Genomic DNA, 25,361 nt, shown 5'->3' with positions numbered 1-25,361 from the left:
ATTAGGTTTCTACCGTTAGATCGGGTCAGGCGTCAGCTTTCTTGACCAGCCCATCTGCCCGGAACATCGCCCGGATGCCCCGCACCGCCTGGCGAATCCGGTCCTGGTTTTCGATCAGCGCAAAGCGCACATGATCGTCCCCATACTCACCAAAACCAATCCCCGGCGACACACACACCTTCGCCTCAAGCAGCAGCTTCTTGGCAAACTCCAGCGACCCCATCGCGGCATACGCTTCGGGAATTTTCGCCCAGACGTACATCGATGCCTTCGGATTCTCGACCATCCAGCCCAGCTCATGCAGACCCTTCACCAGCACGTTACGGCGCTGGCGATATTGCTCGGCAATGTCTTTCACGCACTGCTGATCGCCTTCCAGCGCAGCAATCGCCGCCACTTGCAGCGGGGTGAAGGTGCCGTAGTCGTGGTAGCTCTTGATCCGCGCCAGGGCATTGACCAATTCCGGGTTGCCCACCATGAAACCAATGCGCCAGCCGGCCATGTTGTAGCTCTTGGACAGGGTGAAAAACTCCACCGCAATGTCCTTGGCGCCCGGCACTTGCATGATCGAAGGGGCTTTCCAGCCGTCGTAGACGATGTCGGCGTAGGCCAGGTCATGCACCACCAGCACGTCGTACTGCTTGGCCAGGGCGATCACCCGTTCGAAGAAGTCCAGTTCCACGCACTGCGCGGTCGGGTTGGACGGGAAGCCGAGGATCATCATTTTCGGCTTGGGAATCGAGCCGCGAATCGCGCGTTCCAGTTCCGCGAAGAAATCCACGCCCGGAATCAGCGGCACCGAACGCACTTGGGCGCCGGCAATCACGGCACCGTAGATGTGAATCGGGTAGCTGGGGTTGGGCACCAGCACCGTGTCGCCCTGGTCCAGGGTGGCCAGCATCAAGTGCGCCAGGCCTTCCTTGGAACCGATGGTCACGATGGCTTCGGTTTCCGGGTCGATGTCCACTTCATAGCGATCTTTGTACCAGCGCGAAATCGCCCGGCGCAGCCGTGGAATGCCTTTGGAAGTGGAGTAACCGTGGGTGTCTTCGCGCTGGGCGACGGTGACCATTTTTTCCACGATGTGCGGTGGAGTGGCACCGTCAGGGTTACCCATGCTCAAGTCGATGATGTCTTCGCCGCGCCGACGCGCAGCCATCTTCAGCTCGGCAGTGATATTGAACACGTAAGGGGGGAGTCGATCTATGCGCGCAAAGCGGCGCGGCGAACCTTGGTCGGCCATTGTTGCCTCGAAATACGTAAGCGCCCGGAACCGTCCGAGCGACGTCGGCCACTGCGGTGGCCTGCGGGGCAGACAATACGGTCGATGATGGCCAATTGTCCAGACGCTGTGGGAAAAATTTCTGCTTGGAGTGCGACGGGGATATGCCCCTATACTCGACGCGGGTTTGTTCCCTCATAAGAAGGAGACTGTTCAGATGGATCAACAGACAAAACTGCCGTTACAGCCGCGCATGGAAGAGGGCAAGGCCCTGGTGATCGCGGGTGTGCACGGGCGTTATTCGAAAGCCACGCTGGGGGACATTCCCAAGTTGTGGGAGCTGTTCGACAGCTGCTTCAAAGAGATTAAAAAGCGCGTTGGCGGCGTGACCTACGGCGTCTGCTACAACGCCAAGCACGATGAATTCGACTACCTGGCCGGCGTTGAAGTACCGGCCAAGGGCGATGTACCGAGCAATTTCCAGTCGATTGAAATCCCGGCCCATCGTTATGCCGTATTCCCGCACTATGGCCCGGTGCAGGCGCTGGCGCAGACCTACGAACGCATCATGTTCGAATGGCTGCCGGGCTCCGGGTACAAGGTGGTCGGGGCCGATTTCGAGCGCTACAGCGCCGACTTCAATGTGGAGAAAGGCACGGGGTCAGTAGAAATCTGGATACCGATCAACGCCGAATCCGCATAACCGCACCACTGGCAGGAGCGAGCACGTTCGCTCCTGCAACAGCCTCTCAATACAACGTGGCCTTGACCCGCTCCGGCATCTCGCGGTCATAGGCTTCGGCGTCGAACGCCCCGTCATTCAAACGCTTGTGAAACGCCCCGGCGCTGGGCAGTGCCGAGCGGTCCAGATGCTTTTCCGGGTTCCAGCAATCGGAACGCACAAAGGCTTTGGAGCAATGAAAATACGCTGACTCCACCTGCACCAGAATCACCGACCGGGCCGCTTTGCCATTCACCGCAAAGCTCTCCAGCAACTCGGGTTCGATGGAAATCTGCGCCCGGCCGTTGACCCGCAACGTCTCGCCAATGCCCGGGATGATGAACAGCAACGCTATACGCGGGTCCACCACCAGATTGCGCAGGGTATCGAGGCGGTTATTCCCTGGCCGATCCGGAATCGCCAACGTGCGCTCGTCGATGATTCGCACAAACCCCGGCACATCGCCACGGGGCGAACCATCGATGCCGTCCGGGCCGGACGAACTCACCACCACCAGGGGCGACGCGCGGACCATGGCCTGGTAATCCTCGTTGAGAAACGGGATTTCCTTGCGCACGGCCCGTTCGTGGGGGAGGCCGTAGACGGTTTCGAGTTGTTCCAGCGTGGTGAGCATTGGGACTCCTTATCGATCGGTCAGGTGATGTGTCAGCCACCGAAGCTGCGCTGATAGCCTTGCGCCGATTGCCGTATAGCTTGTGCAACATTAGGGGCTTGTCGGCAGTAATCGTCTTCACGCTTGAGAACAACCTCAAGGGTTTGGAGCAGTGCCCGGATTCGCTCCTCGGGTCTCTCCACCTCACAGATTCCAGCAAACTCCAGGATACCCAGACGTGAGGCAAAGAAAGATTTATTGCCGGCCAGGTCGAGAGCCAGAGCGTCCTCGGGAATGTAGGCGGTGGTATTGGCAATGTCGTAAGCCGGTGCAAGCCTGGCATCGCTCTTGATCGGGTCGCTATACAGCAGGCCGAAATTCTTCAGATGGGCATCGCCATTGCCCACTATGCAACTCAAGGCCACGCTGTCGAACAGTTGGTCGAGAGAACTGCGTTCATGCTCAATCGAACAGTAAACGCGTACGGCTTTGGCGATCATGTTGTAGCTCTTGCCGTATTTCTGTTCTGCAGACAGGCCCATCAGCGTGGTCATGTCTTCGAAGCCCAAGGGGTTGGCCTGCTCATCCCGATCAAAGCGCCGCATGATGAAAAGCTTATGATTCTGCGACAGGTAAAACGGCGGCACGGGTATGCCTGCATCTCTGGCAATGGACATGCACAGGTATTCGTTGATGGCCAATCCCGGAAATTCGTCGCGCCCACTTTTGATGATCAGATCGTTGGTTTTTGAAGTGAATTTCTGCTCTGGGGTTTGTGGCTTTTCCGGCACCAGCACCTTGGGCTGAACACCGGAAATTCCTGCTCGCAGGATGTAGCGATCTACCAGGTCAGCAAAAAGATCTTCCGCCCCGTCCCAGGCGAGAATTTCGTCCAGGTTTTCTCCCGTCGACGGAGCCCCGTTGCGCTGAATCAGCTCATTGACTTGGTCCGAGGAAACGAAGACGCGACCGATAGGCGCACTGCTACCAGACAATGCCAGCAGCAACATCGGGTCTACCTTCACTGTCTTGGCAAGGCGATTGCGAAGCTGCTCCAGCACAAACCCTTCTGGCAGGTTCATCTGGAATATCGGATGTAGCTCTCGTCGGCGGTATTCATCTGCGCGAACGGGCATTACCAGGCTGAGTGCGCTGGGTGGTAGTGCGTTATCGCCGTAGCGGAAAAGATAGTCGCCTGCACTGGTGAAGACGCTGCCGCTGGCGCCTTGAGGGGTATGAACTTGAAGCTTCGGGCTATTCATTGAACAAGTCCTCCACTTCTTCCAGCGTTGGCATGGTGGCAGGTACCAATTTTATTTCACTGCCCAAGGCGGCAATCACTCGAGCGTAGGCATTCATGGAGACCGTTGGGCTGCCTTGCTCGATTTCAATCAGTTTTTGCCGAGTTACGCCCGCCAAACGCGCCAATTCCGCTTGTTTATAGCCTCGGTTGAGCCGCATGGTGCGCACTTGGCTGCCGATTCTCTGGGTGATGACAGAAGAGTCCATGTCTCGTAACCATTACATTTACATTGATAAGTTATGTATACGTTACATTTCGGCGCTGTCAAGGTGCCTCGGCACAAAACACCCACGCCAACCGGCGCTCATACCCAACCCGCCCCTTATACGCCTCCCCACTGTCCACCCAGCCCTGCTGCAAATACAGCCCCATCGCCGCCACATTGTCCGTGTCCACCGACAGTTCCAGCGCTTTAATCTGCGGCCAAACCAGGCGCGCGGCGGCGGGCAGGGCCTGCAGGCAGGCTTTGCCAAACCCTTGGCCCTGTTGATGGCGGTCAACTTGCAACGCATGCAGCGTCGCGCTGTGCTCATCCGCCCAGTGGGGCAGGCACGGCGGGCGTTTGAGCAGCAGGAACGCGACGGGAATCTCGTCGGCGAGTAACGCAAAACCCGCCACGCCGGGATTCGGATTGACCAACAGGGTGTTCAGTGCACAGTAGATATCGCCGGAAAAACCCAGTTGTTCGGGGTGCACTTCAAGGGCGTTGAGTTGCTGTTGTTGCAGGGCAGTCAACGTCTGATAGGCGACGAGGCGGGTTTCCATCGGCGTAGCATCCGAAATCCTACAAAGAAGCGCGGATTCTAGCGGGTTTGCGGTCATCGCAATTATTTTCTGCGGCACTGTCGATTGGCTGATATCCCAGTCGACTAAGGGTGTCTTCAGTGATTTTTCCCGCAAGGAGTATCGCCATGAGCACCGCAATCAGCAGCTTGATCGAACAATGGAAACAGGCCGTCACCGCCAAGGATGTCGAGAAGATTGTCAGCTTTTACGCCGACGATATCGTCGCGTTCGACGCCGTTAGCGCACTGCAGTTCAAGGGCAAGGCCGCCTATCAGGCGCACTGGAAAGCGTGCATGGAGTTCTGCCCGGGCCCCGGGGTTTTTGACTTCCATGAGATGCATATCGTCGCCGCCGATAACAGCGCCTTTGCCCACTGGCTCGCGCACTGTGGTGGCACCGGGCCCGACGGCGTACTCAAGACCTGCTGGATGCGCGTCAGCGCCGGCTACCAGCGCATTGGCGGCGAGTGGAAAGTGGTGCATGAGCATTGGTCGACACCGTTCGACATGGAAACCGGCGCCGGTCTGTTCGACCTGAAACCTTGATCGCCGCGAACTATAGTCAGTTGTCCGAAAACGGAGAATCCCATGAAATACCTCTGCCTGATCTATAGCAACGAACAGGTGCTGCACGATTCGCCCGACAGTCCCAAGGACCCGGAGTGCTTTGCCTATGCTGAGTCTGTGCAGGCCAGCGGGCGGATGCTCGCCGCCGAGCCGCTGGAGTCGGTGACCACCGCCACCACCGTGCGCATGCGCAACGGCAAGCTGTCGATCACCGATGGGCCGTTTGCCGAAACCAAGGAGCAGCTCGCCGGGTTTTACCTGATCGAGGCCAAGGACCTGAATGAAGCGATCCAGGTGGCCGGTGGCATTCCGGCCGCCCGGGTCGGCAGTGTGGAAGTACGCCCTGTGCGTGAATTGAATCTCTGATCACAACAATAAAATCCAGGAGGTTGACCCATGAGCAATCAACCCAAGCCCGCCGAATTTGAACTGTCCATCAGTCGCTTGATCGACGCACCTCGCAGTCGCGTATTCCGTGCCTGGACCGAGCCTGCCTTGTTGCAGCAATGGTGGGGCCCACACGGCATGACCACCCCCGAGTGCGAAATGGACCTGTGGGTCGGTGGGCAATTTCGCACCCTGATGCGCGCGCCCGACGGCAGCGAGTACCCGACCCAGGGCGTTTTTCTCGAAATCACCGCGCCCAGTCGGCTGGTGTTTACCGATGCGTTCACCCCCGGCTGGATTCCTTCGGGCCAGCCATTCATGACCGCCGAAGTCACCTTTGAAGACGTCGACGGCAAGACCCTCTACACCGCCCGTGCCATGCACTGGAGCGCCGAAACCAAGCAGGCCCACGAAGCCATGGGCTTTCACGAGGGCTGGGGCCAAAGCCTCGATCGGCTGGTGACGCTGGTGACCGAAGGCTTGCGCGATTGACGGTGCAGGCCCGGGTCGAAGCGGTTTATCGCAGCGAATCGCGGCGCATCCTGGCGACCCTGATTCGCCTGCTCGGCGATTTCGACCTCGCTGAAGAAGCCTTGCACGAGGCGTTCTTCGTTGCGGTCGAGCGTTGGGAGCAAGACGGTGTACCCGACAATCCCCGGGCCTGGCTGGTCTCCACCGGGCGCTTCAAGGCCATCGACCGTTTGCGCCGACAGGCCCGGTTTGCCGCGCACCAGAACCAGTTGCTTGCTCAGGCTGATGAATTGGAAGAAGCCGACTGGAGCGCTGAAGACGTGGAAGACGACCGCCTGCGCCTGATCTTTACCTGTTGCCACCCGGCACTGGCGGCGGATGCCCAGGCGGCGCTGACCTTGCGTGAGATCTGCGACCTCACCACCGAGGAAATCGCCCGGGCGTTCCTCGCCACACCGGCCACCATCGCCCAGCGTATCGTGCGGGCCAAGGGCAAGATCCGCGAAGCAAAAATCCCCTATCAAGTGCCGTCCCTGGCAGAGTTGCCCGAGCGCCTGGACAGTGTGCTACGGGTGATTTACCTGGTGTTCAACGAAGGCTATTCGGCGTCTACGGGCGCCGACTTGACCCGTGACGACCTGACCCGTGAAGCGATTCGCCTGGGGCGATTGCTGATGGAGTTGTTGCCGGAGCCAGAAGTGATGGGCCTGCTGGCGCTGATGTTGCTCCACGAATCCCGGCGCCCGGCACGCACCTCGGCCGGCGGTGAATTGGTGTTGCTGGATGAGCAGGACCGTTCACTGTGGGACGCTTCGCTGATCGCTGAAGGATGTGCCCTGGTGGAGAAATCCCTGACCACACGCCGCTTCGGGCCCTACAGCCTGCAGGCAGCGATTGCGGCGGTGCATGCCGAGGCGGCGAGCGCTGACGAGACCGACTGGCCGCAGATCGTTGGGCTGTATGACGTGTTGCTCGGGGCGGTGCCATCGCCCGTGATCGAGCTCAATCGCGCGGTGGCCGTTGCGATGCGCGATGGCGCGTTGGCGGGGTTGCAGTTGGTGGATGGGATTCTGGCGCGGGGGGAGTTGGTCGACTACCACCTGGCGCACTCGGCACGGGGCGAATTTTGTCGGCGGCTGGGGCGGGTGGAGGAGGCACGGCTGGCATTTGAGCGGGCGCTGGCGTTGACCCGGCAAGAACCGGAAAAGCGCTTTATGGAGCGGCGCTTGGCTGAACTCAGATAGCGGCAGGCGCTGGAGATCTAAATGTGGGCGCGGGGTTACTCGCTCCCACATTTGCTTTGTGTATGCTGGGTTATCGCATTCCAGATTGATGACGTACTTTGCTATGAAGCCCACCTTAATCGCCAAACTCCTGCAAACCCTTGCCCCTTGGCGCAACGCCCCGGCCTGGCATATTGCCTTTTCTGGCGGCCTCGACTCCACCGTCCTGCTGCACCTTCTGGTCACTCTGGCCAAAACCGACAAACTCCCGCCACTCAGCGTTATCCATGTTCACCATGGTCTGCAAGCTGCGGCTGACGCGTGGCCGGCGCATTGCCAGTCCATCTGCGACGCCTTTGGCGTTCCCCTGCAAGTGATCCGCGTGCAGGTGCAGCCTGGCGCAAGCCTGGAGCGCGCGGCCCGTGAGGCACGGTATCAGGCGTTTGCCGAGGTCACCGGGGCAGAGGAGTTGCTAATCACAGGCCAGCACCGCGACGACCAGGCCGAAACCTTGCTGTTTCGCTTGTTGCGTGGCGCTGGCGTGCGCGGACTGGCGGCGATGCCTGCACAGCGCCCACTCGCAGAAGGCTACCTGGTGCGGCCCTTGCTGGATGTTTCCCGCGCCGACTTGGAAGCCTACGCCCGCGAGCACCAATTGGACTGCATCGACGACCCGTCCAACGCCGACCCGCGTTTCTCCCGCAATTACCTGCGCCACCATGTTTTCCCGCACCTGACTGAACGTTGGCCCCAAGCCGTCAGCACCATGGCCCGCAGCGCCGAACATTTGAGCGAAGCCCAGGGCTTGCTCGACGAACTGGCGCAAATGGACCTGCTGGCCGCCAGTCAGCCTCCGGCATTTCCCTGGCTGGCATTGCCGTCGCTGACCCTTGAGCCACTAGCCACGCTCTCCGAGGCCCGCCAGCGCAACGCACTTAGGCACTGGCTGACACCGCTGACGCGCTTGCCCGACAGCGAGCACTGGGCCGGCTGGGCGACCTTGCGCGACGCCAAACACGATGCACAGCCGCTGTGGCGTCTGGCCGACGGTGAATTGCACCGTTGCGGTGCGCATATCTGGTGGTTACCCGCCAGTTGGTCGGAATTTTCTGACGCATCGGTGAGCTGGCCACAGCCGCAAAACCCACTACAGTTACCCGGTAACGGCCAACTGCATTTCAGTGGCAGCGCGCCCGAAGGCCCTTTGTGCATCCGCTATCGCCAAGGTGGCGAAATCATGGAATTGCCAGGCCGGGGCCGGCGCGACCTGAAGCGGTTGCTTAATGAACGCGCGGTGCCAGGCTTCATCCGTGGCAGATTGCCGCTGCTGTATCAGGGCCAACAATTGCTGGCTGTGGCCAACCTGCCGGGGCTTGCGGCAGGTGGCGGTACCGGCTGGCAATTACATTGGATGCCACCAACCTGCGATCAAGGTTTGAGCTGATAGAGCCTTTCCGGTAGACTACGCTCCCTTCTTGATACAACTTCTGTGGATTCGCCTGAATCGCAGCAGTTGCCGATTACCAAGCAGTCTTTGCTGGGCGATTCCAAAAAATGTGTAGCGATCAACGTACCGGTGCTTCATTGCTGGTCTGTCACAACGCGGCGGTTTTTTTGAAAGGTGCACTGTGATTAATGCAGGTGATCGGGGGCTTCGGCCTTCCTTCGCTTTCCCCGGCGGCTCGGACCGCTTTAACGCAGACTTCTAGGGTTTTTCATGACGCGCTACATATTCGTCACGGGCGGTGTTGTTTCTTCATTGGGGAAAGGCATTGCCTCCGCTTCATTGGCGGCCATCCTGGAGGCGCGGGGACTTAAGGTCACCATGCTCAAGCTGGACCCGTACATCAACGTTGACCCGGGCACCATGAGCCCGTTCCAGCACGGTGAAGTGTTCGTCACTCACGACGGCGCCGAGACCGACCTGGACCTGGGCCACTACGAGCGGTTCATCCGCACGACCATGACCCAGAACAACAACTTCACCACCGGCCGTGTCTACGAGCACGTGCTGCGCAAGGAGCGCCGTGGTGACTACCTGGGTGCAACCATCCAGGTGATCCCGCACATCACCGACGAAATCAAGCGCCGCATCATCAAGGGTGCAGGCGATGCCGACGTGGCGATGGTCGAGATCGGTGGCACCGTAGGTGACATCGAGTCCCAACCGTTCCTCGAAGCCATCCGCCAGTTGCGTTTCGAAGTCGGCGCCAAGCGCGCGATGCTGATGCACCTGACACTGGTGCCCTACATCGCCACCGCCGGCGAAACCAAAACCAAGCCTACCCAGCACTCGGTCAAGGAACTGCGTTCCATCGGCCTGCAGCCGGACGTGCTGGTGTGCCGCTCCGACCACGCGATCGACATCGCGTCCCGTCGCAAGATCGCCCAGTTCACCAACGTTGAAGAACGTGCGGTGATTGCCCTGGAAGACGCCGACACCATCTACAAGATTCCGGGCATCCTGCATTCCCAGGGTCTGGATGATTTTGTCGTCGAGCGTTTCGGCCTGCAGTGTGGTGGCGCCGATCTGTCCGAGTGGGAAGCCGTGGTCGACGCCAAGCTCAACCCTGAGCATGAAGTCACCATCGCCATGGTCGGCAAGTACATGGAACTGCTGGACGCCTACAAGTCGCTGATCGAAGCGATGAGCCACGCGGGCATCAGCAACCGTACCAAGGTCAACCTGCGCTACATCGACTCCGAAGACATCGAGAACCAAGGCACTGCGCTGCTGGAAGGTGTTGACGCCATCCTGGTTCCGGGCGGCTTCGGTCTGCGTGGCGTGGAAGGCAAGATCACTGCCGTCCAGTACGCTCGTGAGAACAAGGTGCCGTACCTGGGTATCTGCCTGGGCATGCAAGTGGCGGTCATCGAGTTCGCCCGTAACGTGATGGGCTGGAAAGACGCCAACTCCACCGAGTTCGATCGCACCAGCGGCCACCCGGTCGTGGGCCTGATCACCGAGTGGGAAGATGCCACCGGCGCCGTCGAAACCCGTACTGAAACCTCCGACCTGGGCGGCACCATGCGTCTCGGCGCGCAGGATTGCCTGCTGGAGCCGGGGTCCTTGGTTCACGATTGCTACGGCAAGGACGTGATCGTCGAGCGTCACCGTCACCGCTACGAAGTGAACAACAACCTGCTGCCGAAAATCATGGAAGCCGGCCTGAAAATCTCCGGTCGTTCCGGTGATGGCGCACTGGTTGAAGTGGTTGAAGCACCGGATCATCCATGGTTCGTGGCTTGCCAGTTCCACCCGGAGTTCACATCGACCCCGCGCGACGGCCACCCGTTGTTCAGCGGCTTCGTTAAAGCAGCACTGACGCAACATCAGAAGAAGGCGTAAACCTGATGGCCCAGAAGATCATTCGCGTAGGCGATATCGAGATTGCCAACGACAAGCCCATGGTGCTGTTCGGCGGCATGAACGTGCTGGAAAGCCGCGACATGGCGATGCAGGTCTGTGAAGAGTACGTGAAGGTGACCGAGAAACTCGGTATCCCTTACGTGTTCAAGGCCAGCTTCGACAAGGCCAACCGTTCGTCCGTGACCTCCTATCGCGGCCCGGGCCTTGAAGAAGGCATGCGGATCTTCCAGGACATCAAGCAAGCCTTCGGCGTGCCGATCATCACCGACGTCCACGAGCCTGAGCAGGCTGCCGTGGTCGCCGAGGTGTGCGACATCATCCAGTTGCCGGCCTTCCTGTCGCGCCAGACCGACCTCGTGGTCGCCATGGCCAAGACCGGCGCTGTGATCAATATCAAGAAAGCCCAGTTCCTCGCACCCCAGGAAATGAAACACATCCTGAACAAGTGCGTGGAAGCGGGCAACGACCAGTTGATCCTCTGCGAGCGTGGTTCTAGCTTCGGCTACAACAACCTCGTGGTGGACATGCTCGGTTTTGGCATCATGAAACAGTTCGAATACCCGGTGTTCTTCGACGTGACCCACGCGCTGCAAATGCCCGGTGGTCGTGCCGATTCCGCTGGCGGGCGCCGTGCCCAGGTATTGGACTTGGCCAAGGCCGGCATCAGCCAGTCCCTGGCAGGCCTGTTTCTGGAAGCTCACCCAGACCCGAATAACGCCAAGTGCGACGGTCCATGCGCCCTGCGCCTGGACAAGCTGGAGCCATTCCTGGCCCAGTTGAAGCAGTTGGATGACCTGGTCAAGAGTTTTCCGACGGTAGAGACCGCGTAAGCGTCGTTTCTCCGGTAGACTTTCCCTCGTTTTACGCTCAGGCCTGCGGGCCTGAGCCTTGTCGCCTGCAAGCCTGCCCTGTTGTTCCACCCTTGCGGTCGGTCAAAAGATTTCCTTCAGCTGCGTCGTTTTCGTCAACTTTGGAGTGTTTACAACAATGGCAAAAATCGTCGACATCAAAGGTCGTGAAGTTCTCGACTCCCGTGGCAACCCTACCGTCGAAGCCGACGTGCTTCTCGATAACGGCATCATCGGTAGCGCCTGCGCGCCGTCCGGTGCTTCCACAGGTTCCCGCGAAGCACTGGAACTGCGTGATGGCGACAAGAGCCGTTACCTGGGCAAGGGCGTACTCAAGGCAGTCGCCAACATCAATGGCCCGATTCGTGACCTGCTGCTGGGCAAGGATCCTCTGGACCAGAAAGCCCTCGATCACGCGATGATCAAGCTCGACGGTACCGAAAACAAAGGCAGCCTCGGCGCCAACGCCATCCTCGCCGTGTCCCTGGCTGCCGCCAAGGCTGCTGCGCAGGACCAGGACCTGCCGCTGTACGCCCACATCGCCAACCTGAACGGCACCCCGGGTGTTTACTCGATGCCGGTTCCGATGATGAACATCATCAACGGTGGCGAGCACGCTGATAACAACGTCGACATCCAGGAATTCATGGTGCAGCCGGTTGGCGCCAAGACCTTCTCCGAAGGCCTGCGCATGGGCACCGAGATTTTCCACCACCTCAAGGCTGTACTGAAGGCCCGTGGCCTGAGCACTGCAGTGGGTGACGAAGGTGGTTTCGCACCGAACCTGGCGTCCAACGAAGATGCACTGAAAGTGATCTCCGAAGCCGTGGCCAACGCTGGCTACAAGCTGGGCACCGACGTGACCCTGGCCCTGGACTGCGCGGCCAGCGAATTCTACGAAGACGGCAAGTACAACCTGTCCGGTGAAGGCCACGTATTCACCTCCGAAGGTTTTGCCGACTACCTGAAGGGCCTGACCGAACGCTACCCGATCATCTCCGTTGAAGATGGCCTGGACGAGTCCGATTGGGCTGGCTGGAAAATCCTCACCGACAAGATCGGCGAGAAGATCCAACTGGTAGGCGACGACCTGTTCGTGACCAACACCAAGATCCTGAAAGAAGGCATCGACAAGAAGATCGCCAACTCGATCCTGATCAAGTTCAACCAGATCGGCACCCTGACCGAAACCCTGGAAGCCATCCAGATGGCCAAGGCTGCGGGCTACACCGCCGTGATCTCCCACCGCTCCGGCGAAACCGAAGATTCGACCATTGCCGACCTGGCTGTGGGCACCTCGGCAGGGCAGATCAAGACCGGTTCCCTATGCCGTTCCGACCGCGTTTCCAAGTACAACCAATTGCTGCGTATCGAAGAGCAACTGGGCAGCAAAGCCAAGTACAACGGTCGCAGCGAGTTTCGCGGCTGATTGTTAAATGGTAAAAGGTCAGCGGATTACGTCGGAAAAATCACGGCAGCGTGAATTTCGGCGCTAATCTCATGGCTATCAAGCACAAGCCTGGTTATTCCAGGCTTCGTGCTATCAGTTGCTTCAAAAGTTTTTGCATGGCTGTCTTTTTTCACTGGATACCCGATATTCGATGCGCAGTCCCAATTGGTTGTTCCTCGTCTTGCTCTTGCTGCTGGCTGGCCTGCAGTACCGCCTATGGGTGGGGAATGGCAGCTTGGCGCAGGTCACCGAACTGACCCAGCAAATTGCCGCACAGCACGCCGAAAACGAGGTGTTGCTGGAGCGCAATCGCGTGCTCGATGCCGAAGTGCTTGAATTGAAAAAAGGCATGGAGACCGTTGAAGAGCGGGCTCGCCATGAGTTGGGCATGGTCAAGGAGGGCGAGACCCTCTACCAGTTGGCCCAATGAGCCTTTCGTCACCGGCCTTCTGGGCCGTGATTCCTGCCGCGGGCGTGGGTGCCCGTATGGCCGCGGACCGTCCCAAGCAATACTTGCAGCTGGGCGGGCGCACTATTCTCGAACACAGCCTTGGCTGTTTCCTTGATCATCCGGGGCTCAAGGGGCTGGTGGTCAGTCTCGCTGTCGACGACCCTTACTGGCCGAGCCTGGCTTGCGCCACCGACCCACGCATTGCGCGGGTGGACGGCGGCGAAGAGCGCTCGGGCTCGGTCCTCAATGCCTTGTTGTACCTGCATGGCCAGGGCGCCAGCGATGACGACTGGGTACTGGTGCACGATGCAGCCCGGCCCAATCTCAGTCGCGACGACCTCGACAAATTGCTCGGTGAGCTGGCCAGCGATCCCGTCGGCGGGCTGCTGGCGGTGCCGGCCCGCGACACCCTCAAGCGTGTCGACAAGCAGGGTCGCGTGCTGGAAACCGTTGATCGCAGCCAGATCTGGCAAGCCTACACCCCGCAGATGTTCAGGCTCGGCGCCTTGCATCGGGCCCTGGCTGACAGCTTGGTGTCGGATGTTGTGATTACCGACGAAGCTTCCGCCATGGAGTGGGCCGGGCACGCACCACGCCTGATCGAAGGCCGATCTGACAACCTCAAGGTCACCCGCCCGGAAGACCTTGAATGGCTGCGCCAACGGCGGGCTTTCCAGTCCTGATTGCGGGGCTCAGTCTCTGACCTCTACAAATCCGGGCTGCGCTTTCAGCCCGTCCACCAGTGCCCTGACGCTGTTGAATGGCTGATTGTCGAGGGCCCAGCCCCGAGCAGCGATGGAAAACGTCTCTCCTTGCTGGTTGACCGTGAAGGTCTGGATGTCGCCGCGCCGTGCCCGATACTGGATCTGCGCCGGCATGTCTTCGCGGGCTGCCGACAGCAGGAATTGCCCCGGTCGGATCAGTTGAGTTTGTGGGGTCTTTGCCACTTGACTGTGTGAAGGCCCGGGTTGCCCCAACGGAGTTCGGTGCAGCGTATTGGGGTCTACCCGCAAAACTAAATCGGCCTTGACCGTCGCATCACCCCTACCGATGCCGAGGCTTAACGAGGATCCCGCATCAACCTCAATCCCCAGCCGCACCCCATCCGTTGTGTCTTTGACGCGCAGGCCAATACTTCCGGTCAACTCGGCAAGTCCCGGGACGCCTCGGAAGGTATTGGTATGACTGTTACCCACCAGTGCAATCCATTTTCCCGGGCGACGTTTGGTCGTCTGGAACCATTGAATTACCTCGGCGGCATAAAAATTCATCAACTGCTGGCGCAGGGTGCCATCGGCGTTGGGCATGCCCTTGATCATGTAACTGGCCGTGCAATCGATGGGCTGGATTTTGATCCCGGCGTCTCGGGCCTTGATGATGACGTTTTGAAACGAGTAATAAGTGTCTCTGAGCGGCGGGTAGATTGCCTTTAGGTAGTCTTTGAGTTCATCGGACATTGGCGTGCCCTTGGCCCTGTAGAACGCTTTCAATAACGGCAGATGCACGTCCGTCAGTAGATGCTCGAAGTACAGGCGCTTGACGCCTTGGCGAGCGAGTGTGTGCATGTTGTCGATCAGGAATGCCTTGCTCGCCAGGTCACCGTGGCTCTCGCCCACGACCACGCCATCACTGACGTCGAAGAGCTTTTCGATGATGCCTGGTTGCGACTCGCTCAATGCAAAGCTCGGCAGCGGCGGTCTCAGGAGCGAAAAGGGGCGCGAATCGAAAAACGTCGTGGCGTCTTGCGCGAGTTTTTTTCTCTTTTCGAAGAACAGGTTGCGAGTGGCTTTGAACGATTGCAGGCCTGGGCCAAGCGGTTCGTACTCTTCGGTAAATTTACTGCTGTCATGCAACATCCCGGCAAGGGTGTCGCGCATTGACGTGGGCATTTCGTAAGCGCTGTAAAAGGTCACATCGGCGGCGCCACCAAACAGCCGGTAGATTTTTTGCCAGGCATTACGAAAAGGTGCGCCACCACTCAATCCTGCCCGGCGCCATTGAAGGTCAGGGCTTTGGATGGCATACAGCCCGGTCGACTGGATACGTCGCGGGTCTGCCGGGTCACTGATGAAAAGCTCGAAAAGGCCCCAGTCATTTGGCGTTTTATAGGTCATGAACGAGTCACCGTTGATCTTTACGACCTGCAGCCCGCTGGGGTGATGAGCCGGTGCCAGCGTGTGCCCGACAGATTCGGCAATGACGTTGGCGGCTGGTAGCGTACTCACACTGATCTGGCCGTCGGCTTCTCGAACGGCTTTGCCCAGCCTGGCGCGGATTTTGTTCAGTGAAGTGACGGCTTTGCCGATACCGTGGACCACCAACGGCAATGCATTCAAGGCACCAAACGCAATGCGTTCGGTGCCACGTGGTTTACCTTTGATCGCGTCGTCCGCACCTATCGCCATCTCAACGGAGCCGGAGGTTATAAAGCAAAACTCCGCCAGCAAGGCGGTGCCCATCGCCAATGAAATGGGAATCGCCAACAAGCAAGCTTTTTCCAGGGCATCTATGGTCTCGGCTTTGCGAATATCCAGGGGCGAGGTGACGGTAGTTGCCGCCCTCTTTGTAATGCTTGCCCGTACCTGGCGGGCCATGAAGTCGAAAGGGTCGCCGCCCAGTGCCGGGTAAGTCGGGTTGTTGATGTATTGCTCAGGGTCCCAATAGTCGTTGTGCAGCAGGCGGTTGAACAAACCGGATGCCGGGGCGGGTTCAGGAAACAGGCTCATACCTATCAACGCTTCCTCCACGCCGCTGTAGATATATCCGGAGTCGACGGTGTCCGGGTCAAAATAGGCCACCAAGGCTTTGCGTAACGTAGCGTTCTTGGCTGCGCCCACCAGCCACTTCCTCAGGGATGCGGGATTGTTGAACCCGTGGAACGGCGAAGAATTACCCGGGATGTACAGCAATGTGACCTGGCTTTGCTTATCCGTGATAGTGAGGATGGCGGTCGCTTCGGCGTTATGGATGCGCAGTAGCCGCATATCAAGGGTGTTGTCAGGACGGTAGGGTGCCTGCAATTCCTCAAGCGTCAGGTTGCTCAGGTCCTTGTCGGCCGGCATGCCTGCCGCCCTGGCCGCCAACTGCGCCTCGCCCAGGGTCAGTGTCAGTTCTGCGGCCTGATTCAGGTATGCCTCGATAAACGCAGTACGCATCAGCGTCTTGTAGTTTTTCAGGTGCTTGCCCCAGAAGGCCTGTAAAGCCTTGTCGTAGGCCGTATCGAAGTGGCTGACGCGCACGAAGTCTCTGAAGGCCTTGGGCACGATGTCTGATTGGGTACGGCGGTCGTACACCTGGGGATGGCTCTTGTGGTAGATCGCCTCATAACGCATCGGTGGGATCCAGCCTGCGGCAATGAACTCTTCGTTGAACATGGCCGGGATACGGTTATCCATCAGGCGCGGTAGCTCGCTGACAACCTTGAAGTACGGTGCGATGGTGGAAAAACCGGTGGTATTGACCATCCCGCCGGGGGCGACAGGTGCGCTGCAAATCATCGCCTCGGTCAGTGTCATGGATTGGACGATCGCGGCGCTAAAGGGCGCGTGTGGATCATCGGTGTTGTACTCGAGGGTGGTCAGCAGCAGCGCGTCAGGTTCCAGGGTTTCCTGGCTGAGAGGCTGAGCACCCTCGCGAATTAACCGGGCGGCGACTTCGGCGGGTACCGGGAAGTCATTCAGAACCTTGCGGATGAAGTGATTGATGCGTTGGAGCTGCGTAGCTTTGGGGTTCATTGGTATGCCTTTTGGCGCTGTGGGGCAGCGCATATTTGCAGGCAATACCGTATCGAGCGGGCGTTACTTATATGCGGCCGACACCTAGAGATAGACCGGGTTATTGCCCAGGCCTTCTTTAAGGAAGTCCACCAGCTTGCGGACTTTCGGTGACAGATGGCGTTGCTGCGGATACAGCGCCCACACCGCGGTGTTCGGCGGCTGGTGAGCTTCAAGCAGCGAAACCAGGGTGCCACTTTGCAAGGATTCCAGTACGTAATAGTCTGGCAACTGGCAGAGCCCGGTGCCTTGCAATGCTGCGTCCAGCACCGCTTGCCCACTGTTGCAGCGCCAGTTTCCCTGGACCCTTTGGGAAAACTCCCGCCCATCCTGTGCCAGTTGCCAGATATCCGAACTGCCGATCAGGCAGTTGTGCCGGCTCAATTCCGACAAGCTGTGGGGGCGGCCATAGCGCTCAAGATAGGCGGGCGAGGCGCACAGGTACATGCGTCTGGGCGCCAGGCGGCTGGCGACCATCCGCGAGTCGGCTAGACGCCCCAGGCGAATGGCCAAGTCCAGGCCTTCGTGGACCAGGTCGAGTTGGCGGTTGGTCAGCTCGATGTCCACGCGGAGTTGTGGATACAACCCCATGAACCGCGTCACCAGAGGCGCGATAAACCGCTCGCCGTAAGCCACCGCGCAGGTCATGCGCAACATGCCTTTAGGCTCGCTGGCCAGGTCGCCTACGGCGCGCAAGGCTTCTTCGCGACCGTCCTGCAAACGCTGGCAATGTTGCAGGAAGGTCTGGCCGGCTTCGGTCAGCGTTACCTTGCGCGTGCTGCGATAGAGCAACCGCGTTTGCAGCCGCTCTTCCAGCCGCGCGACCTGGCGGCTGATATGGGACGACGACACACCCAAGCGCTCGGCGGCCGCGGTGAATTGGCTGCACTCGGCCACGGCGACGAACTCGTCAATGCCTTCCCAACGGTTTTCCAGCATGCTGATTATCCCTGTACGGCAATAATGTTTTGCTTTTGTCTGGATTATTCATCAGATGAGCATGTTTTACACTGTCGGTCTTACGTTTTTAACCCGATGGAGAAACCGGATGATCAAGTCCCGCGCGGCCGTAGCCTTCGAAGCCAAGAAACCCCTCGAGATCGTTGAAGTGGATGTGGCCATGCCCAAGGCCGGCGAGGTGCTGTTGCGGGTGGTTGCTTCCGGTGTGTGCCATACCGATGCCTACACATTGTCGGGTGCGGACCCGGAAGGCATCTTCCCGTCGATCCTCGGCCACGAAGGCGGCGCCGTGGTTGAAGCCATCGGCGAAGGCGTGACCTCGGTGGCGGTGGGCGACCACGTGATCCCGCTGTACACCCCGGAGTGCGGCAAGTGCAAATTCTGCCTGTCGGGCAAGACCAACCTCTGCCAGGCGATTCGCGCCACTCAGGGCAAAGGCCTGATGCCCGACGGTACTTCGCGCTTTTCCTACAAGGGCCAGCCGATTTTCCACTACATGGGCACCTCGACCTTCTCCGAATACACCGTGCTGCCGGAAATCTCCGTAGCGAAGATTCCTAAAGAAGCGCCGCTGGAAAAAGTCTGCCTGCTGGGCTGTGGCGTCACCACTGGTATCGGTGCAGTGATCAACACCGCCAAGGTCAAGCCGGGCGACACCGTGGCCATCTTCGGCCTGGGCGGCATCGGCCTGTCGGCGGTGATCGGTGCGGTGAAAGCCAAGGCCGGTCGCATCATTGCCGTCGACATCAACCCGGCCAAGTTTGAAATCGCCAAGCAACTGGGCGCCACCGACTGCATCAACCCGAAAGACTACGACCGCCCGATCCAGGACGTGATCGTCGATTTGACCGATGGCGGCGTCGACTTTTCCTTCGAGTGCATCGGCAATGTCCAACTGATGCGTGCGGCCCTTGAGTGCTGCCACAAAGGTTGGGGCGAGTCGGTGATCATCGGCGTCGCCGGTGCCGGCCAGGAAATTGCTACCCGTCCGTTCCAACTGGTCACCGGTCGCGTCTGGCGCGGTTCGGCATTTGGTGGGGTGCGGGGTCGCAGCGAATTGCCAAGCTACGTGGAAATGGCCCAGACCGGCGAAATCCCGCTGGATACCTTCATCACCCACACCATGGGCCTGGAAGATATCAACAAGGCGTTTGACCTGATGCATGAAGGCAAGAGCATCCGCACCGTCATTCACTTCTGAGGTCGGCCATGAGTCTGGAAAACCTGTCGTGCCAGAAAAGCTTCGGCGGCTGGCATAAACGCTACAAGCATCATTCCGACGTGCTGGGTTGCGACATGACCTTCGCCGTGTACCTGCCGCCGCAAGCGGAGCTGGGCGGCAAGTTGCCGGTGCTTTACTGGCTGTCGGGGCTGACCTGCACCGATGAGAACTTCATGCAGAAGGCCGGCGCCCAGCGCATGGCGGCCGAGCTGGGGTTGATCATCGTTGCGCCGGACACCAGCCCGCGCGGCCCCGGTGTGCCGGGTGATCCGGACAACGCCTGGGACTTCGGCCTGGGCGCCGGCTTCTACCTGAACGCTACGCAGGAACCCTGGGCCCAGCACTATCGGATGCATGACTACGTGGTGCAGGAATTGCCGGCATTGGTCGAGGCGCATTTCCCGGCGTCGACCAAGCGCGGGATCAGCGGCCACTCCATGGGCGGTCACGGCGCACTGGTGTGTGCCTTGCGCAACCCGGGGCGTTATCAGTCGGTGTCGGCGTTCTCGCCGATCAACAATCCGATGGATTGCCCTTGGGGCCAGAAGGCGTTCTCCCGCTACCTCGGGGAAGAACGCTCGAAGTGGCGCGAATGGGATGCCTGCGTGTTGATCAGCGAAGCCTCGGAAAAGCTGCCGCTGCTGGTGGACCAGGGCGATCGCGATGATTTCCTGGCCGTGCAGCTCAAGCCTGAAGCCTTGCAGAAAGCGGCCAGGGCGGCCAACCATCCATTGGAGCTGCGCCTGCAACCGGGCTATGACCACAGCTACTTCTTTATCGCCAGCTTCATCGAAGACCATTTACGCCATCACGCGAGCGCTTTGCTCGGTTAATGTGAGGCAAAAGTAGGTAGAATCACGCCCTGAATTAAATCGGGGCGTTTTTTTATGCGTATTGGCCACGGCTATGATGTGCACCGTTTCGCCGAAGGCGATTTCATCACCCTGGGCGGCGTGCGGATCGCGCACCACCATGGGTTGCTGGCTCACTCTGACGGCGACGTTGTGCTGCATGCCTTGAGCGATGCCTTGCTCGGCGCCGCGGCATTGGGCGACATCGGCAAGCACTTTCCGGACACCGACCCTTCCTTCAAGGGCGCGGACAGCCGCGTGCTGTTGCGTCACGTGGTCGGTTTGATCCACGCCAAGGGCTGGAAGGTCGGCAACGTCGACAACACCATCGTCGCCCAGGCGCCAAAGATGGCCCCGCATATCGAATCGATGCGCGCGCTGATTGCCGCGGATCTTCAAGTTGAGTTGGATCAAGTGAACGTAAAAGCCACCACCACCGAAAAGCTCGGGTTTACCGGTCGCGAAGAGGGCATTGCCGTGCACTCCGTTGCCTTGTTGCTGCGCGCATGAATGATCTGCAACTGCTGGGCCCGCGTGCCTATGGCGAAGCCTTGGGCAGCGCTGTTCTGAAGGCCACCGCTGAAGATTTCCAGGTGGATGAAGTGCTGGATATCCCGCTGACCGGCGAGGGTGAACACCTGTGGTTGTGGGTGGAAAAGCGCGGCCTGAATACCGAAGAAGCGGCACGGCGGATTGCCAAGGCGGCGGGCGTGCCGTTGCGCACCGTCAGCTACGCCGGGCTCAAGGACCGCCAGGCGCTGACGCGCCAGTGGTTCAGCGTGCAGTTGCCGGGCAAGGCTGATCCGGACCTCAGCGGGGCGGAAAACGAGACCCTGAAGATCCTCAAGATCGCCCGTCACAAGCGCAAGCTGCAGCGCGGCGCGCATTCGGCCAATGGCTTTACCCTGCGCCTGACCCAGTTTGCCGGCGATGCCGCGGCCATCGACGCGCGCCTGCAACTGATCGCCAAGCAAGGCATCCCCAACTATTTCGGCGCCCAGCGTTTCGGTCATAACGGTGGCAACGTCGTCGATGCCCGCGACTGGGCCGCGCGCAAGGCCTTGCCGGAGCAGCGCAATGTGCGTTCGCGGCTGCTCTCCACCGCGCGCAGCTTCTTGTTCAATAAAGTGCTGGCGGCGCGAGTGGCCGACGGTTCCTGGCAGCGTGCCCAAGTCGGCGATTTGTTGGCGTTTACCGACAGTCGCAGTTTTTTTCCGGCGGGGGAGGCTGAATGCAGCGACCCGCGCCTGGCGATTCTCGACGTGCATCCCACCGGTCCACAGTGGGGCGAAGGTGATTCGCCGGCGTCGGGGGCAACCTTCGCTCTGGAACAGGCCATCGCCGAGGGTGAACCCGACCTGCGGGATTGGCTGGTGAATGCCGGCATGAGCCAGGAACGTCGCATTCTTCGACTGCCCATTGGCGGGTTGACGTGGCATTATCCCGAACCTGACATTCTGCAATTGGAATTCGTCCTGCCGGCTGGATGCTTCGCCACTGTCTTGGTGCGCGAGCTTGTAGATCTGGTGCCGGTGGGGCAGACGGACAGCCCATGCGTATTCTGATATCTAACGACGACGGGGTCACCGCACCCGGCCTTGCCGCGCTTCATGCTGCGCTGGCAGATTACGCCGAGTGCGTGGTGGTTGCCCCGGACCAGGACAAAAGCGGCGCCAGCAGTTCGCTGACGCTCGACCGTCCGTTGCACACACAGACGTTGCCCAACGGCTTTATCAGCGTGAACGGCACGCCGACTGACTGCGTGCACCTGGCGATCAACAGCTTGCTTGTCGAGGAGCCGGACCTGGTGGTTTCCGGGATCAACCTGGGGGCAAACCTGGGCGATGACGTGTTGTATTCCGGTACCGTTGCGGCGGCCCTTGAGGGGCGCTTCCTGGGCCGGACCTCGTTCGCGTTTTCGCTGGCGTCGCGTCAGTTGGACAACCTGGAGACAGCGGCCTATTTCGCCCGCAAGCTGGTGGAGGCCCATCACAGCCTGGATTTGCCGCCGCGTACGGTGCTTAACGTCAACTTCCCGAACCTGCCTTTTGAGCATATTCGCGGCTTCAAGCTGACCCGCCTGGGCCACCGTTCCCGCGCCGCGTCACCGCTGAAGGTGGTGGACCCGCGTGGCAAGGAAGGTTACTGGATTGCCGCTGCCGGCGATGCCGAAGACGGCGGCGAAGGCACGGACTTTCATGCGGTGATGCAAGGTTATATTTCGATTACTCCGTTGCAGCTTGATCGCACCTTCAGTGATGCCTTCAGTAGTCTCGATGGCTGGCTGGAGGGTGTGCTCTGATGGCGCGCGAACAAGACGACCTGCTGCGCCGGGGCATCGGGATGACCTCCCAGCGCACCCGCGAGCGATTGATCCAGCGGCTGTATGAAGAAGGGCTATCCAACGCCCAGGTGCTGGAAGTCATCCGGCGTACCCCGCGGCATCTGTTTGTCGATGAAGCCCTGGCGCACCGTGCCTATGAAGACACAGCACTGCCCATCGGCCACAACCAGACCATCTCCCAGCCTTATATGGTGGCGCGGATGAGTGAGTTGTTGCTGGCGGCGGGCCCGTTGGACAAGGTGCTGGAAATCGGCACCGGCTCCGGCTACCAGACGGCCGTGTTGTCGCAGCTGGTTGAGCGGGTGTTTTCCGTGGAGCGCATCAAGGTGTTGCAAGACCGGGCCAAGGAACGCCTGGTGGAGTTGAATCTGCGCAACGTGGTGTTCCGCTGGGGCGATGGTTGGGAAGGTTGGCCGGCGCTGGCGCCGTACAACGGCATTATCGTCACGGCGGTGGCGACCGACGTGCCCCAGGCGTTGCTCGATCAACTGGCTCCGGGCGGGCGCCTGGTGATCCCGGTGGGCTCCGGCGAAGTGCAACAATTGATGTTGATCATTCGCGAGGAAGAAGGCTTTTCCCGGCATGTGCTCGGCGCCGTGCGTTTTGTCCCGTTGCTTAACGGCCCGCTGGCCTGATCAATTATTCCTGGGTACTGAATTCTATTGCCGGGTATGTGTCTTACAGCGGGGTCTATTGAGTCAACGTGACCCGCCGTGGGAATTAAACATGATGAAAATTTCTTTAGAATCGTGTTTCCAGTAAAAACCCAACGGCCAGTTATACTTGCGTCATATTTCAAGCCTGATACAGGCGTTCATAGTCAGCCACCACAAAGGGAGCGGCGGGTGAGTCTCACGGTCATTGCACAGCGTATGAGTCAAACAAGCTTTCAGCGACTGGTGATTGGCCTTGTCTTGAGTTCCTTGCTGGCGGCTTGTTCAAGCACGCCATCCGGTGGTGCACGGGTGGTCGACCGCAATAATGCGGTGCCGCAAAAACCTACCGTTACTACCGGGCAATATGTCGTTCGCAAGGGCGATACGATGTTCTCGATCGCTTTCCGTTATGGATGGGATTACAAGGCGCTTGCTGCTCGTAACAATATTCCTGTGCCCTATACGATACATCCAGGTCAGACCATTCGTTTCGATGGGCGTACCGGTTCAACACCGACCGCTGTCGTCACAAACACGGCTTCTTCGCCATCGTCGTCGAGCAGAACCACAATCATCACCCGGCCTGCAGGCACCGCCGCGCCTGGCGTTGCGAGCAAGCCGGCACCTGCGCCGATGCCGCCTGCAGGGCCTGCGCCTACCGGTTGGGGATGGCCTTCAAATGGCATTCTTATTGGAAAATTCTCTTCAAACGGTAGTTTGAATAAAGGCATTGATATCGCCGGAGATTTGGGACAGCCTGTTTTAGCTGCGTCTGATGGGACAGTGGTGTACGCCGGGAGTGGTTTACGGGGCTACGGCGAGCTGGTCATCATCAAACACAGCGATACCTACGTCAGTGCTTACGGTCACAACCGCAGGCTGTTGGTTCGGGAGGGGCAGCAGGTCAAGGTCGGACAGACAATTGCCGAGATGGGGTCAACTGGTACAGACCGGGTGAAACTGCACTTTGAGATTCGCCGCCAAGGGAAGCCTGTTGATCCGCTGCAATTCCTTCCCCGTCGTTGATGTGTTGCACAGCCTGTTCCCTCGCGTAGAAGGAACAGGCTCCAGCGTTGCCAAGGATAAAGGCGTCGCTTGAGCTTGAGGTCGAACTCACCAAAGGACTATAACAATGGCTCTCAGTAAAGAAGCGCCGGAGTTTGACATCGACGATGAGGTTCTCCTTATGGAGACCGGCATTGCTACGGAATCGATGTCGAATGAGGGACCTGCTGTACCTTCAGTTCGCACCAAATCCAAGAACTCCACCGCGTTAAAGCAACACAAGTACATTGATTACACACGGGCGCTCGACGCGACCCAGCTGTACCTCAATGAAATCGGCTTTTCCCCTCTGCTCACACCCGAAGAAGAAGTCTTTTTTGCGCGCTTGTCGCAAAAGGGCGATCCGGCTGGGCGCAAGCGCATGATTGAAAGCAACCTGCGGCTGGTGGTGAAAATCGCCCGACGCTACGTCAATCGTGGGCTGTCCCTGTTGGACTTGATCGAGGAAGGCAATCTCGGCTTGATCCGGGCGGTGGAGAAGTTTGACCCTGAGCGGGGTTTTCGTTTTTCAACCTACGCCACCTGGTGGATTCGTCAGACCATCGAACGGGCGATCATGAATCAAACCCGCACGATCAGGTTGCCGATCCATGTGGTCAAAGAGCTCAACGTCTACCTTCGGGCGGCGCGTGAGCTGACACAAAAACTCGATCATGAACCTTCGCCTGAAGAAATCGCCAACCTGCTGGAAAAACCGGTGGGAGAGGTCAAGCGCATGCTCGGTCTCAATGAGCGGGTGTCTTCAGTCGATGTCTCGCTGGGTCCGGATTCGGATAAAACCCTGCTGGACACCCTGACTGATGATCGTCCTACGGACCCTTGTGAGCTGCTGCAGGACGACGATCTGTCGCAAAGCATCGACCAGTGGCTTTCGGAGCTGACGGACAAACAGCGTGAGGTGGTGATTCGCCGCTTCGGGCTGCGCGGCCACGAAAGCAGCACCCTGGAGGATGTTGGCCTGGAGATCGGCTTGACCCGTGAGCGGGTGCGGCAGATCCAGGTAGAGGGTCTCAAGCGCTTGCGCGAGATCCTGGAGAAGAATGGCTTGTCGAGTGAGTCGTTGTTTCAGTAAACGACGC

The 25,361-nt window shown here is 59.5% G+C and carries 26 protein-coding genes; 19 read left to right on the top strand and 7 right to left on the bottom strand.

Going from position 1 to position 25,361, the window contains the following annotated elements:
- Positions 1-25: 25 nt before the first annotated feature.
- Complete coding sequence (gene alaC, locus SNL23_RS17005; protein ID WP_076015830.1) at positions 26-1,243, bottom strand: alanine transaminase; 1,218 nt, start codon at positions 1,241-1,243, stop codon at positions 26-28.
- A 196-nt stretch (positions 1,244-1,439) separates the two neighbouring features.
- Here alaC and SNL23_RS17000 point away from each other — a divergent pair, with 196 nt between their 5' ends.
- Entirely contained in the window at positions 1,440-1,925 is a 486-nt protein-coding gene (locus SNL23_RS17000; protein WP_167665503.1) for a GyrI-like domain-containing protein, read from the top strand.
- A 46-nt stretch (positions 1,926-1,971) separates the two neighbouring features.
- On the opposite strand, the gene SNL23_RS16995 is transcribed toward SNL23_RS17000, so the two are convergent.
- From SNL23_RS16995 to SNL23_RS16980, 4 genes are read right to left on the bottom strand one after another with little or no spacing between them, the layout of a single operon-like run.
- Positions 1,972-2,577: a pyridoxamine 5'-phosphate oxidase family protein gene (locus tag SNL23_RS16995; RefSeq protein ID WP_318302869.1), complete on the bottom strand. Its 606-nt coding sequence runs from the start codon at positions 2,575-2,577 to the stop codon at positions 1,972-1,974.
- Between the two features lie 32 nt (positions 2,578-2,609).
- Positions 2,610-3,818: a type II toxin-antitoxin system HipA family toxin gene (locus tag SNL23_RS16990; protein WP_076015827.1), complete on the bottom strand. Its 1,209-nt coding sequence runs from the start codon at positions 3,816-3,818 to the stop codon at positions 2,610-2,612.
- Complete coding sequence (locus SNL23_RS16985) at positions 3,811-4,065, bottom strand: helix-turn-helix domain-containing protein (protein WP_076015826.1); 255 nt, start codon at positions 4,063-4,065, stop codon at positions 3,811-3,813. Before SNL23_RS16985 ends, SNL23_RS16990 begins: the two co-directional genes overlap by 8 nt.
- 58 nt (positions 4,066-4,123) lie before the next feature.
- Positions 4,124-4,624 carry a GNAT family N-acetyltransferase gene (locus tag SNL23_RS16980; protein WP_318302868.1) on the bottom strand — a complete coding sequence of 167 codons (501 nt, stop codon included), beginning with the start codon at positions 4,622-4,624 and terminating at the stop codon, positions 4,124-4,126.
- Between the two features lie 146 nt (positions 4,625-4,770).
- Here SNL23_RS16980 and SNL23_RS16975 point away from each other — a divergent pair, with 146 nt between their 5' ends.
- The 10 genes from SNL23_RS16975 to ispD all read left to right on the top strand — a co-directional run bounded on the left by SNL23_RS16975 (position 4,771) and on the right by ispD (position 14,094).
- Positions 4,771-5,190 (top strand): YybH family protein, encoded by a 420-nt coding sequence (locus tag SNL23_RS16975; protein ID WP_167665509.1) that lies wholly within the window; start codon positions 4,771-4,773, stop codon positions 5,188-5,190.
- Positions 5,191-5,232: 42 nt separating this feature from the next.
- A complete protein-coding gene (locus SNL23_RS16970; RefSeq protein WP_076015823.1) occupies positions 5,233-5,577 on the top strand; it encodes a YciI family protein in 345 nt (114 codons plus the stop codon).
- 30 nt (positions 5,578-5,607) lie between these two features.
- Complete coding sequence (locus SNL23_RS16965; RefSeq protein ID WP_017475945.1) at positions 5,608-6,090, top strand: SRPBCC family protein; 483 nt, start codon at positions 5,608-5,610, stop codon at positions 6,088-6,090.
- Complete coding sequence (locus SNL23_RS16960; protein WP_318302867.1) at positions 6,087-7,313, top strand: RNA polymerase sigma factor; 1,227 nt, start codon at positions 6,087-6,089, stop codon at positions 7,311-7,313. The genes SNL23_RS16965 and SNL23_RS16960 overlap by 4 nt, the downstream gene beginning before the upstream one ends.
- 103 nt (positions 7,314-7,416) lie before the next feature.
- A complete protein-coding gene (gene tilS, locus SNL23_RS16955) occupies positions 7,417-8,736 on the top strand; it encodes a tRNA lysidine(34) synthetase TilS (protein ID WP_318302865.1) in 1,320 nt (439 codons plus the stop codon).
- 273 nt (positions 8,737-9,009) lie between these two features.
- Positions 9,010-10,641 (top strand): CTP synthase, encoded by a 1,632-nt coding sequence (locus SNL23_RS16950; RefSeq protein ID WP_076015820.1) that lies wholly within the window; start codon positions 9,010-9,012, stop codon positions 10,639-10,641.
- Between the two features lie 5 nt (positions 10,642-10,646).
- Positions 10,647-11,492 carry a 3-deoxy-8-phosphooctulonate synthase gene (gene kdsA / locus SNL23_RS16945; protein ID WP_318302864.1) on the top strand — a complete coding sequence of 282 codons (846 nt, stop codon included), beginning with the start codon at positions 10,647-10,649 and terminating at the stop codon, positions 11,490-11,492.
- Between the two features lie 157 nt (positions 11,493-11,649).
- Positions 11,650-12,939, top strand: a complete 1,290-nt coding sequence (gene eno / locus SNL23_RS16940) for a phosphopyruvate hydratase (protein ID WP_076015818.1) — start codon at positions 11,650-11,652, stop codon at positions 12,937-12,939.
- A gap of 172 nt (positions 12,940-13,111) precedes the next feature.
- Positions 13,112-13,390, top strand: coding sequence for a cell division protein FtsB (ftsB, locus tag SNL23_RS16935; protein ID WP_003219292.1), 279 nt, complete (start codon positions 13,112-13,114; stop codon positions 13,388-13,390).
- Positions 13,387-14,094 carry a 2-C-methyl-D-erythritol 4-phosphate cytidylyltransferase gene (gene ispD / locus SNL23_RS16930; RefSeq protein ID WP_318302862.1) on the top strand — a complete coding sequence of 236 codons (708 nt, stop codon included), beginning with the start codon at positions 13,387-13,389 and terminating at the stop codon, positions 14,092-14,094. The genes ftsB and ispD overlap by 4 nt, the downstream gene beginning before the upstream one ends.
- A gap of 9 nt (positions 14,095-14,103) precedes the next feature.
- On the opposite strand, the gene SNL23_RS16925 is transcribed toward ispD, so the two are convergent.
- Entirely contained in the window at positions 14,104-17,190 is a 3,087-nt protein-coding gene (locus SNL23_RS16925) for a membrane-targeted effector domain-containing toxin (protein WP_318302861.1), read from the bottom strand.
- A gap of 39 nt (positions 17,191-17,229) precedes the next feature.
- The gene (locus SNL23_RS16920; protein WP_076015816.1) at positions 17,230-18,123 is read right to left on the bottom strand and encodes a LysR substrate-binding domain-containing protein; all 894 of its coding nucleotides are present in this window, start codon (positions 18,121-18,123) and stop codon (positions 17,230-17,232) included.
- Between the two features lie 109 nt (positions 18,124-18,232).
- Here SNL23_RS16920 and SNL23_RS16915 point away from each other — a divergent pair, with 109 nt between their 5' ends.
- From SNL23_RS16915 to rpoS, 8 genes are all read left to right on the top strand, one after another.
- Positions 18,233-19,345, top strand: a complete 1,113-nt coding sequence (locus tag SNL23_RS16915) for an S-(hydroxymethyl)glutathione dehydrogenase/class III alcohol dehydrogenase (protein ID WP_076015815.1) — start codon at positions 18,233-18,235, stop codon at positions 19,343-19,345.
- An 8-nt stretch (positions 19,346-19,353) separates the two neighbouring features.
- Entirely contained in the window at positions 19,354-20,199 is an 846-nt protein-coding gene (gene fghA, locus SNL23_RS16910; protein WP_318302860.1) for an S-formylglutathione hydrolase, read from the top strand.
- Positions 20,200-20,253: 54 nt separating this feature from the next.
- Positions 20,254-20,727, top strand: coding sequence for a 2-C-methyl-D-erythritol 2,4-cyclodiphosphate synthase (ispF, locus tag SNL23_RS16905; protein ID WP_318302859.1), 474 nt, complete (start codon positions 20,254-20,256; stop codon positions 20,725-20,727).
- The gene (truD, locus tag SNL23_RS16900) at positions 20,724-21,782 is read left to right on the top strand and encodes a tRNA pseudouridine(13) synthase TruD (RefSeq protein ID WP_076015813.1); all 1,059 of its coding nucleotides are present in this window, start codon (positions 20,724-20,726) and stop codon (positions 21,780-21,782) included. Before ispF ends, truD begins: the two co-directional genes overlap by 4 nt.
- The gene (gene surE, locus SNL23_RS16895; RefSeq protein ID WP_076015812.1) at positions 21,770-22,519 is read left to right on the top strand and encodes a 5'/3'-nucleotidase SurE; all 750 of its coding nucleotides are present in this window, start codon (positions 21,770-21,772) and stop codon (positions 22,517-22,519) included. Before truD ends, surE begins: the two co-directional genes overlap by 13 nt.
- A 41-nt stretch (positions 22,520-22,560) precedes the next feature.
- On the top strand, positions 22,561-23,196 hold the full coding sequence (locus SNL23_RS16890) for a protein-L-isoaspartate(D-aspartate) O-methyltransferase (protein WP_010176736.1): 636 nt from the start codon (positions 22,561-22,563) through the stop codon (positions 23,194-23,196).
- A 210-nt stretch (positions 23,197-23,406) separates the two neighbouring features.
- The gene (locus SNL23_RS16885) at positions 23,407-24,243 is read left to right on the top strand and encodes a peptidoglycan DD-metalloendopeptidase family protein (protein WP_076015811.1); all 837 of its coding nucleotides are present in this window, start codon (positions 23,407-23,409) and stop codon (positions 24,241-24,243) included.
- 106 nt (positions 24,244-24,349) lie between these two features.
- Positions 24,350-25,354, top strand: coding sequence for an RNA polymerase sigma factor RpoS (rpoS, locus tag SNL23_RS16880; protein WP_063032880.1), 1,005 nt, complete (start codon positions 24,350-24,352; stop codon positions 25,352-25,354).
- The last annotated feature ends 7 nt before the right edge of the window (positions 25,355-25,361 follow it).

The sequence above is a fragment of the Pseudomonas sp. SED1 genome, from assembly GCF_034044025.1.
In the GTDB taxonomy this organism is placed as follows: Bacteria; Pseudomonadota; Gammaproteobacteria; order Pseudomonadales; family Pseudomonadaceae; genus Aquipseudomonas.
The sequence above is the reverse complement of the archived record's forward strand: the minus strand, read 5'-3'. Positions and strand labels throughout refer to the sequence as shown.